The sequence below is a fragment of the Streptomyces sp. NPDC056527 genome, assembly GCF_042794475.1.
GTDB lineage: Bacteria > Actinomycetota > Actinomycetes > Streptomycetales > Streptomycetaceae > Streptomyces.
In genome coordinates, this window is the sequence record NZ_JBHTTQ010000174.1 from 1 (window position 1) to 8,337 (window position 8,337).

5 protein-coding genes are annotated in these 8,337 nt (G+C 71.2%); 3 read left to right on the plus strand and 2 right to left on the minus strand.

Annotated elements, in window-relative coordinates; genetic code table 11:
- Positions 1-291: 291 nt before the first annotated feature.
- Positions 292-1,653, minus strand: coding sequence for a diaminopimelate decarboxylase (gene lysA, locus ACFQ7Q_RS36715; protein WP_383563153.1), 1,362 nt, complete (start codon positions 1,651-1,653; stop codon positions 292-294).
- Between the two features lie 233 nt (positions 1,654-1,886).
- On the opposite strand from lysA, the gene ACFQ7Q_RS36720 reads away from it, so the two are divergent.
- Positions 1,887-3,473: a PucR family transcriptional regulator gene (locus ACFQ7Q_RS36720; protein WP_383563156.1), complete on the plus strand. Its 1,587-nt coding sequence runs from the start codon at positions 1,887-1,889 to the stop codon at positions 3,471-3,473.
- On the opposite strand, the gene ACFQ7Q_RS36725 is transcribed toward ACFQ7Q_RS36720, so the two are convergent.
- Positions 3,412-5,055, minus strand: coding sequence for an APC family permease (locus tag ACFQ7Q_RS36725; RefSeq protein ID WP_383563159.1), 1,644 nt, complete (start codon positions 5,053-5,055; stop codon positions 3,412-3,414). The two genes, ACFQ7Q_RS36720 and ACFQ7Q_RS36725, sit on opposite strands and share 62 nt — an antisense overlap.
- 471 nt (positions 5,056-5,526) lie before the next feature.
- On the opposite strand from ACFQ7Q_RS36725, the gene ACFQ7Q_RS36730 reads away from it, so the two are divergent.
- Positions 5,527-6,717 carry a serine hydrolase domain-containing protein gene (locus ACFQ7Q_RS36730; RefSeq protein WP_383563161.1) on the plus strand — a complete coding sequence of 397 codons (1,191 nt, stop codon included), beginning with the start codon at positions 5,527-5,529 and terminating at the stop codon, positions 6,715-6,717.
- A gap of 285 nt (positions 6,718-7,002) precedes the next feature.
- The gene (locus ACFQ7Q_RS36735; protein ID WP_383563164.1) at positions 7,003-7,827 is read left to right on the plus strand and encodes a class I SAM-dependent methyltransferase; all 825 of its coding nucleotides are present in this window, start codon (positions 7,003-7,005) and stop codon (positions 7,825-7,827) included.
- The last annotated feature ends 510 nt before the right edge of the window (positions 7,828-8,337 follow it).

Below are 8,337 nucleotides of genomic sequence, written 5' to 3' on the forward strand. Positions count from 1 at the left end.
CGCCCAAGCCTCCATCGCGGACGGCAGGGCCGGCCGACACCCCTGAATCCGCGTGTGCCGGGCAGCCTCGACCTGCCCGGCACACGCATGTGTCGTGGGTTGGGTGCGGAAGTCGACCGGAGACCGGCCCCATCGATCGCGACGCTTTCTTCATGGCATTGGGGCGCCGTCCCAGCGGTACGCGCGGCGCACGCCCCGCTCCGAGCAGCTCACCACCGCGGCCCCGTCCGGCCTTCCGGCGGAAGGCGCTCCGCTCGTGCCGCTCGTGCTGTCCCTTCGGCTCCGCGCCGGTCAGCGGCTGCCGCCGAGGGCGACTTGGCCGCTACCGGGCGTGGTGTGGTGGACGCCGGGGGCGGGTCGGTCGATGGGGATGTCGCGTCGGAGCAGGTCGTCGTAGGTTTCCCTGCGGACTACTTCGCGGGCTTCGCCGTCGCGGCAGAAGATGATCGGGGGGCGTCGGGCGCCGTTGTAGTTGTTGGCGAGTGAGGAGCAGTACGCGCCGGTCACCGGTACGGCGATGATGTCGTCCACGTGCGGGTCCTGCAGGGGGATGTCGCGGATGAGGGTGTCTCCTGACTCGCAGTGGCGTCCGACGAGGTCGCATCGTTCGCCGCCGCCGACGCGGGAGGTGACGGTCGCTTCGAACCGCTGCCCGTACAGCATGGGTTCGAGGTTGTCGGCCATTCCGCCGTCCACGGCCACCAGTGTGCGGGGGCCGGGTTTGACGGTGACGACGCGGTAGAGGGTCATGGCGGCTTCGGCGACCAGTGAGCGCCCGGGTTCGATGATGAGGCGGGCGGTCGGCGGGAGGTGGGTGCGTGCCGCGTCGGTGAGGGTGGTGACGTATTCCTCGATGGTGGGAGGGCGGTCGGTGTAGGTGTAGCGGGCGCCCAGTCCTCCGCCGAGGTCGTAGACGGCGTGTTCGCCCAGTTCGCCGATGGCGGCCAGGGCTTCGACGGCTTTGCGGAAGGGTTCGGTGTCGAGGAGCTGTGAGCCCACGTGCACGTGGAGGCCGTCCAGCTGCAGGCGGCTGCTGGACCGCAGGCGTTCCGCGGCGCGGACGGCGTCCAGGACGGAGAGTCCGAACTTCGAGCCACGCTGCCCGGTGACCATGGCCTCGTAGGTGTCGGCGGACACCTCCGGGATGACCCGGAGCAGCACCCGCTGCCGCCGGTCACCCACCACACGTTCCAGGCGGTCGATGTCGTCGAAGTTGTCGACCACGATGGTGCCGGCGCCTGCCCGCACCGCTATGGCGAGTTCTTCGGTGGTCTTGGCGTTTCCGTGGACGACCAGGCGTGCCGGGTCGGCGCCGGCGGCCAGCGCGGTGACGAGTTCGCCGCCTCCGGCCACGTCCACTCCCAGGCCTTCCTCGATCAGGGTCCGTATGACCGCGGTGCAGGGGAACGACTTCGACGCGAACACCACTTGGCTGTTCGGCCAATGCTCTGTCATGGCGTGGACGTAGCGCCGGGCCCGGCGGCGCAGCGCGTCCTCGTCGACCACGACCGCAGGGGTTCCGAATCGGTCGGCCAGGTCGCTCGCACGGCATCCGCCGACGACAAGCTCACCGTGTTCGTCCAGGTGAGCGCCGTCGGGGAAGAGTCCGACGAGTGAGGCGGCGGGCAGGGCTGGCTGTGCGGCGACGGTCATGCGCGAGAGTCTCCCTTTGTCGATCGACTGCGGATGCTTGGCTATCCTGGCAGCCCGCACGCCGCGTCACCGTGGCCGATCTCCCCATGAAACGAGGCTCCTGTTGTCCGATCCGACAACGCCCGCGACGGTGGGGGACAGCGGTGGTCCGGTCACTTTGAGGGCCCTGGTCCAGGACACGGACGTGTCCCTCGGTACGGCTGCTGGTGGCGCCCGCGGGCCTGGACGTGCCGGTGAACGGCACCGTGATCCACGACCCCGAGGAACCGGTCCCGCACCTGCCCGCGGCCGTCCTCCTCCTCGTCGGTGTCCCCATCGCCGACCCCCGCGCCCACCAGGTGCTGCGCCGGGCCGCGGAACTGCAGTTCGCGGCCGTCGTGGTCAAACGACGAGGCCACGACCCTCAGCCGCTCATCGAGCAGGCACGCATGTGCGGCATCGCACTGCTCACCGCCGACGACACGATGCCCTGGCGGAACGTCGACGCCGGGGTGAGCTGTGCGCTCGCCGCCCACGGCAGCGGGCAGACGACCGGGTCCGCACCGGCGGGCGGTGAGGAACTCTTCGCGCTCGCCGACGCGTTGGCCGCTGCCGTCGGCGGCTCGGTGGCGATCGAGGACCTGGACCAGAACGTGGTCGCCTACTCCAAGGTCGCCGGCGTACGCATCGACTCCGTACGGCAGTGGGGCATCCTGCACCGCCGGGTTCCCGATGTCCCCGAGCAGCGCCGCCAGTACCGCCAGGTGCTCGCCGCGGCCGGCGCCGTGCGGTTTCCCGCGATGGGGGAGGAGCTGCCCAGGGCGGCGGTCGCCATCCGTGCCGGAGCGCTCCCGCTGGGCACGCTGTGGGCGATCGAACCCGAGGAGGGGCTCAGCGGTGAGGCGGAGCTGCAACTGCTGGACGCGGCACGGTTCGCAGCCCCGCACCTCCTGCGCGCACTGAACCTTCCCGAGGCCGAGCGGCGCATGCGGCGGGACACGCTGCGCGCCGTACTCCACCGCTCGGGACCGCCCGCCGACGAGGCCGCGGACCTGCTCGGACTGCGCCCCGGTACGGAGTTCTGCCTCACCGCCTTCGCACCCCCAACCCCCGGCACCCCCGGCTCCGCCACCCCCGGCGCCGCAGGGGGAGGGCCGGCGGTGGTGGTGGGTGCGGGTACTCATCCGGCGCTGCTCACCCATGTCGAGTGGGTGCTGATGCGGCACTGCGCGGCGCACCAGGCCGGTGCGACCGTGGCCGCCGACCAGGGCGCGGTGTACGTCCTGCTGCCCGCGACGGGCCAGGCGGCGGGCCGCCGGTTCGCGGACGGCGCGCTGGCGGCCGTAAGGCGATCGGTGGGCGACGGCGCACGGGCCGCGGTGTCCAGCCCGTACACCGACCTCGCGCAGTCCGCCGCCCTGCGCCGTGAGGCGGACGGGATCCTGCGGGCCACCGCCCACGACCGGCCCGGAGAGCCGGCCGCCGCGACCTGCGACGTACGCCACCGGATCCTGCTGGACCGCCTGGGTGACGAACTCGAGCGCGACGCCTGGCTGCGGCTGCCGCAGATCGACGCCCTGCTGGCCCACGACCGCGCCCAGGGAACCGACTACGGCACCACCGCCACCGCCTGGCTCGACGCGACGGGCGACGTGGCATCGGCCGCGGCACGGCTGAAGGTGCACCCCAACACCTTGCGCCACCGGCTGCGGCGGATCCACGAGCTGTTCCACCTCGACCTCGACGACCCGGACGTACGGCTCGCCTCCTGGCTCGAACTCAGGCGCGCGGCACCGTCGGACCGCTCTCACCGGCGGGCGGCGGCACCCGGCCACCCGTGACGCCCTCGCCTCCCTCGCCCGTGCCCGCCGCGCTCAGGCCGGCGTCGCCGGTCCCTTCTGCGTCCGTGCCCGCCTGGCCCGTGCCCGCCTGGTCCAGGTCGGCGTCGTTCGTGCCCTCCTGCCCTGGAATTGGAACCGGAACGGTGTTCGGTGTCGTTCCGCTGGGCCGCAGCTTCGAATGGCGGCGCCCGAACCCGAGATACAGCATCGCCGCCAGAAGCAGCCAGACCGCGAACAGCGTCCAGGTGACACCCGGCAGCAGGTACGCCAGGTACAGGCAGGACAGCGCGGACAGCACGGGCACCACGGGGTAGAAGGGGACACGGAACGGGCGCGGTGCGTCCGGCGCCATACGCCGGAGCACGACCACCGCGGCCGCGACGGCGACGAACGCGATCAGCGTGCCCAGACTGGTCAGATCGGCAAGGTGCTGCAGCGGCACGAAGGCGGCGAGCAGACCCACGCCCGTACCGACGATCCAGGTGTTGCGGACGGGGGTGTGCCGCTTGCGGTCGACACGCCGGAAGACCTCCGGAACCAGACCGTCGCGGGCCATCGAGAACAGGATGCGGGTCTGTCCGAACAAGGTGACCAGCACGACGCTGAAGATGGACACGACCGCACCCGCCGACAGCACCAGCGCCGGCCAGCCCATCGCGGTGACGGACCGCAGGATCTCCGCCAGGACGGCCTGGCCCGCGTCCGCTTGCTTGCCGAACCGGTCCGCCGGCTGGGCGCCCACCGCCGCGACCGCAACGGCGACATACAGCGCGGTGACCACGAGCAGGGTGAGCAGCAGCGCCAGGGGAATCGTGCGCCGGGGGTTGCGCACCTCCTCACCGGCGGTGGAGACGGTGTCGAAACCGACGTAGGAGAAGAAGACACCGGAGGCAGCGACCGTCAACCCGCCGATGCCATGGGGTGCGAAGTCGGAGAAGTTGTCGGCGGTGAAGGCGGTGAGCGCGATGGCGACGAAGAACACCAGCACACCGATCTTGACGCACACCATCGCCGCGTTCACCCGCGCGGACTCCCTCGTCCCGCGCGCCAGGAGCAACGAGCACAGCAGCACCACGGCCAGCGCCGGCACGTTCACCAGGCCGCCCGCCCCCGGCGGTTGACTGATCGCGTCCGGCAGCGTGACGCCCCATAGCGCGTCGCTGACCTCGTTGAGGTACTGCCCCCAGCTGACGGCGACCGTGGAGACCGCGACCCCGTACTCCAGGATCAGACACCATGCCACGAGATACGCGGCGCCCTCCCCGAGCGATGCGTAGGCATAGGAGTACGTGCTGCCCGACACCGGGACAGCGCCCGCCAGCTCCACGTAACACAGAGCCCCGAGCCCGGCGACGGCCGCGGCGACGACGAACGAGAGGACCACGCTGGGACCGGCCTTGGGCACCGTGGTGCCGAGGACGAAGAAGATCCCGGTTCCCACGACCGAGCTGATGCCCAGCAACGTCAGCTGCCACAGCCCCATGCTGCGCCGCAACGGAGGTCCCGCGTACTGGCCGTCGGCCTCCGCGATCATCTCGTTCAGGGGTTTGCGTCGGCGCAACTCGTCGGCCATCGAACCCATGGCTCCTCCTTCGGATCCCGCACAGCCCGCGGCTTCCGCGGGCACCGTGGATCCTGCGGGGCGGGCCACGGGCGGGACAACGGAAGCGGCGCGCGTCCCGCGCCCCCAACATTGGCCGATCCCACAACGACACAGCCGCCCCGGGCAGCGATGATCGCGGGAACCGACCGCCGACGGCCGGTGCGCACCCGCGGGGCCGGCCCCTCCTGCCCTCACCGGCACCTGCACGGGCCATGGCGCCGGGCACCCGAGCACCCGACCGCCTCGCGCAAGACGCGGAAGGCACCGGGGGTTGCCGCACAACATCCAGGTGCGCTGGACCTCGCCGGGGCGCTGGGACGGGACTCGACGGACGCGACGACTGGTCCGTATGGAGCACCGGGCGGGCACGTCCCGACGGTGCGTCCGATGCTGGGGCGGACCCTCTGAACCGGGTGTCCTCCCGCCCGGTGCCACCGCGAAGGAGCACCCGTGTCGGCACGCACTGAAGTCCGTTCCCGTTCCCGCGTACGTCCGCGGCTGTGCGTCGCCGGCCTGGCCGCGTCCGCGGTGCTCGCCGTCCTGATCCAGCCCGCACAAGCCACGGCCACGCCGCCGTCCCCGGACGGGGCGCTGCAGCGGCAGCTGAACGACCTCGTCCGTACGGCCGGAGGGCCGCCCGGAGTGATCGCGCTGATGCGGCAGGGTGACCGGACGGCGGTCTACCGTGCGGGCGTCGCCGACACGACGACGGGCCGACCGCCCCGTACGACCGACCACATGCGGATCGCGAGCGTCGCCAAGGCCTTCAGCGGAGCGGTCGCCCTGCGGTTGGTGGACAGACAGAAGCTGCGCCTCGACGACACGATCGGCGAGGTCCTGCCGTCACTGCCCACGGCATGGCATCAGGTGACGCTCCGCCAGCTGCTCAGCCACACCAGCGGTCTGCCCGATTTCTCGACGGCGCCGGCGTTCCTCGAGATCCTGCAGGAAGACCCCCGGCATCACTTCGACTCCCGCCGGCTGCTCGACTTCGTCGCAGGAGACGACCTGCTGTTCCCGCCGGGATCGCGGTACGAGTACTCGAACTCCGACAACATCGCGGTAGCGCTGATGGCCGAGGCGGTCACGGGACAGCGGTACGAGCGGTTGCTCGACCAGCTCGTGTACCGGCCCCTCGATCTGCGCCAGACCAGCCTGCCCCAGGGTTACCGGCTGCCGCAGCCGTACCTGCACGGCTACGACGTGACGCCGCCCGCCCCGCCGGAGGACATCAGCGAGGTCCTCAGCGCGTCGGGCGTCTGGGCGTCCGGTGGAATCGTCTCGACACCGAAGGACCTCAACGCGTTCATCCGTGCCTGGGCCGGCGGACACGGCTTCCTGTCGAAGGAGACCAGGCGCCAGCAGCGGACCTTCATTCCCGGCGCCGCATCGGAGCCCGCCGGCCCCGGCGTCAACGCGGGCGGTCTGGCGATCTTCCGCTACACGACGCGATGTGGCACGGTTTACGGTCACACCGGCAACTTCCCCGGCTACACCCAGTTCGCGGCCGGCACTGCGGACGGCAAGCGCTCCCTCACCTTCTCGATCAACACACAGACCAGCAAGAGCATGAAGCCCGAACTGCTGGCCAAGGTCCGTGCGGTACAGGAGGACTTCGTCTGCGCCCTGCTGCGACGCTGACTCGGGTCGAGGGGAGACGGCGGGTGAGCCCGCGCATCATGCCCCCGCTCCTGCAAACCTTCCGGCTCAGACAGGACGAAGCCGTCGGAGACCGAACTCCGACGGCTTGCACCAACCGATTTCTTTGCGGGTGAGAGCTCTGGACCGGACTTGCGGTAGTAGTGACGCAACAGGCGCCGCTGACACTCTCCACCCACATCGATTGAGCCCGCCGTAGGGGAAACCGAGGAGCGTCACCCTCCTGGCCCCGCCCCCAAGGCCTTCGCAGGGGGGAGGGATGAAGGCATGAGCAACGAGAATGCGGCCCCCCAGTCCCTGAAGGCGAAACACCGGGCGATCTGGGCCCTGGGCGACTACCCCGCCGTGGCGTCGCAAGTCATTTCCGAGCTGGGGGGCGTGTTGGTGCAGGAGTGCGGCATCCGGCAGGGCGACCGCGTCCTCGATGTCGCCGCCGGCTCCGGGAACGCGGCTATTCCCGCCGCCCTCCTAGGCGCCGATGTCATCGCCTCCGACCTCACGCCTGAGCTCCTTGCGGTCGGACGCGACCTCGCGGGAGAGCGCGGAGCACAGCTGGACTGGCGGGAGGCAGACGCCGAGGCCCTGCCCTTCACGGACGGCGAGTTCGATACGGTGATGTCCTGCGTCGGCGTGATGTTCGCCCCGCACCACCAGCAGACGGCCGACGAACTGGTCCGGGTCTGCCGCCCGGGCGGCACCATCGGCCTGATCAACTGGACCCCGGAGGGGTTCATCGGACAGATGTTCGCCGCGATGCGCCCTTACGCCCCTCCACCGCCGCCCGGCACCCAGCCGCCGCCTCTGTGGGGTAACCCGGAACACGTACGCTCCCTACTCGGGGACCGAGTGACGGACGTCGACGCCCGCCGGCAGCCGCTGCGAGTGGACCGGTTCGCGCGGCCGGAGGAGTTCCGGGACTTCTTCAAGGCCTGCTACGGGCCGACCATCGCCACATACCGCTTCATCTCCGAGGATCGCGAGCGGGTGGCCGCCCTCGACGAAGCCCTTGTCGAACTGGCCTCGCAGTACCTCGCCGACGGTGCCATGGACTGGGAGTACCTGCTGGTCACGGCTCGGCGGGCCGACGCGTAGGAGGACGTCGGGTCGCTATTCGAACGCGGCGGGGGCCTCCTGGTAGGACGGTTAGCCACGTGCTGATCGGTTTTCCCTGCCTCCGCGGCCTGGCCTGGAGCGCTGCGGGCGGTCGTGCCCGCGTCCTCCGGGTTCTGCCGATCACGGCAGCCGAGGTGGCATTGGGCTGCGAGCGTCTGGCGTTTGATCGCGCCTGGTGAGCGCTGTCCTTGATGCGAGCTGGGGCTGTCCTGGGCTGCCTGTGGTTGTGCGGGCTGGGCCCGAGGTGGGGGCCGGGGCGGGGTGCTTCGGTGGTGTTGCGTCGGGACATGCCCGCTGCGGCGGGCCTCGCCCTGAGTCGAGGGCTGCGGTCGTGTTCAGGGGGTGCCCGTGGTCGTGGGTGGGCTGGCTGCCCTGGGGTGGGGGGTGGGCTCTGGGGTGGTGGGGTGTGTGTTGGGGGGTGGGGTGTTGTTTGCCCGGATATTGTGGGGGTTGTGATCGAGTCTGGACGGCCGCGGGTGCGTCGGCGCT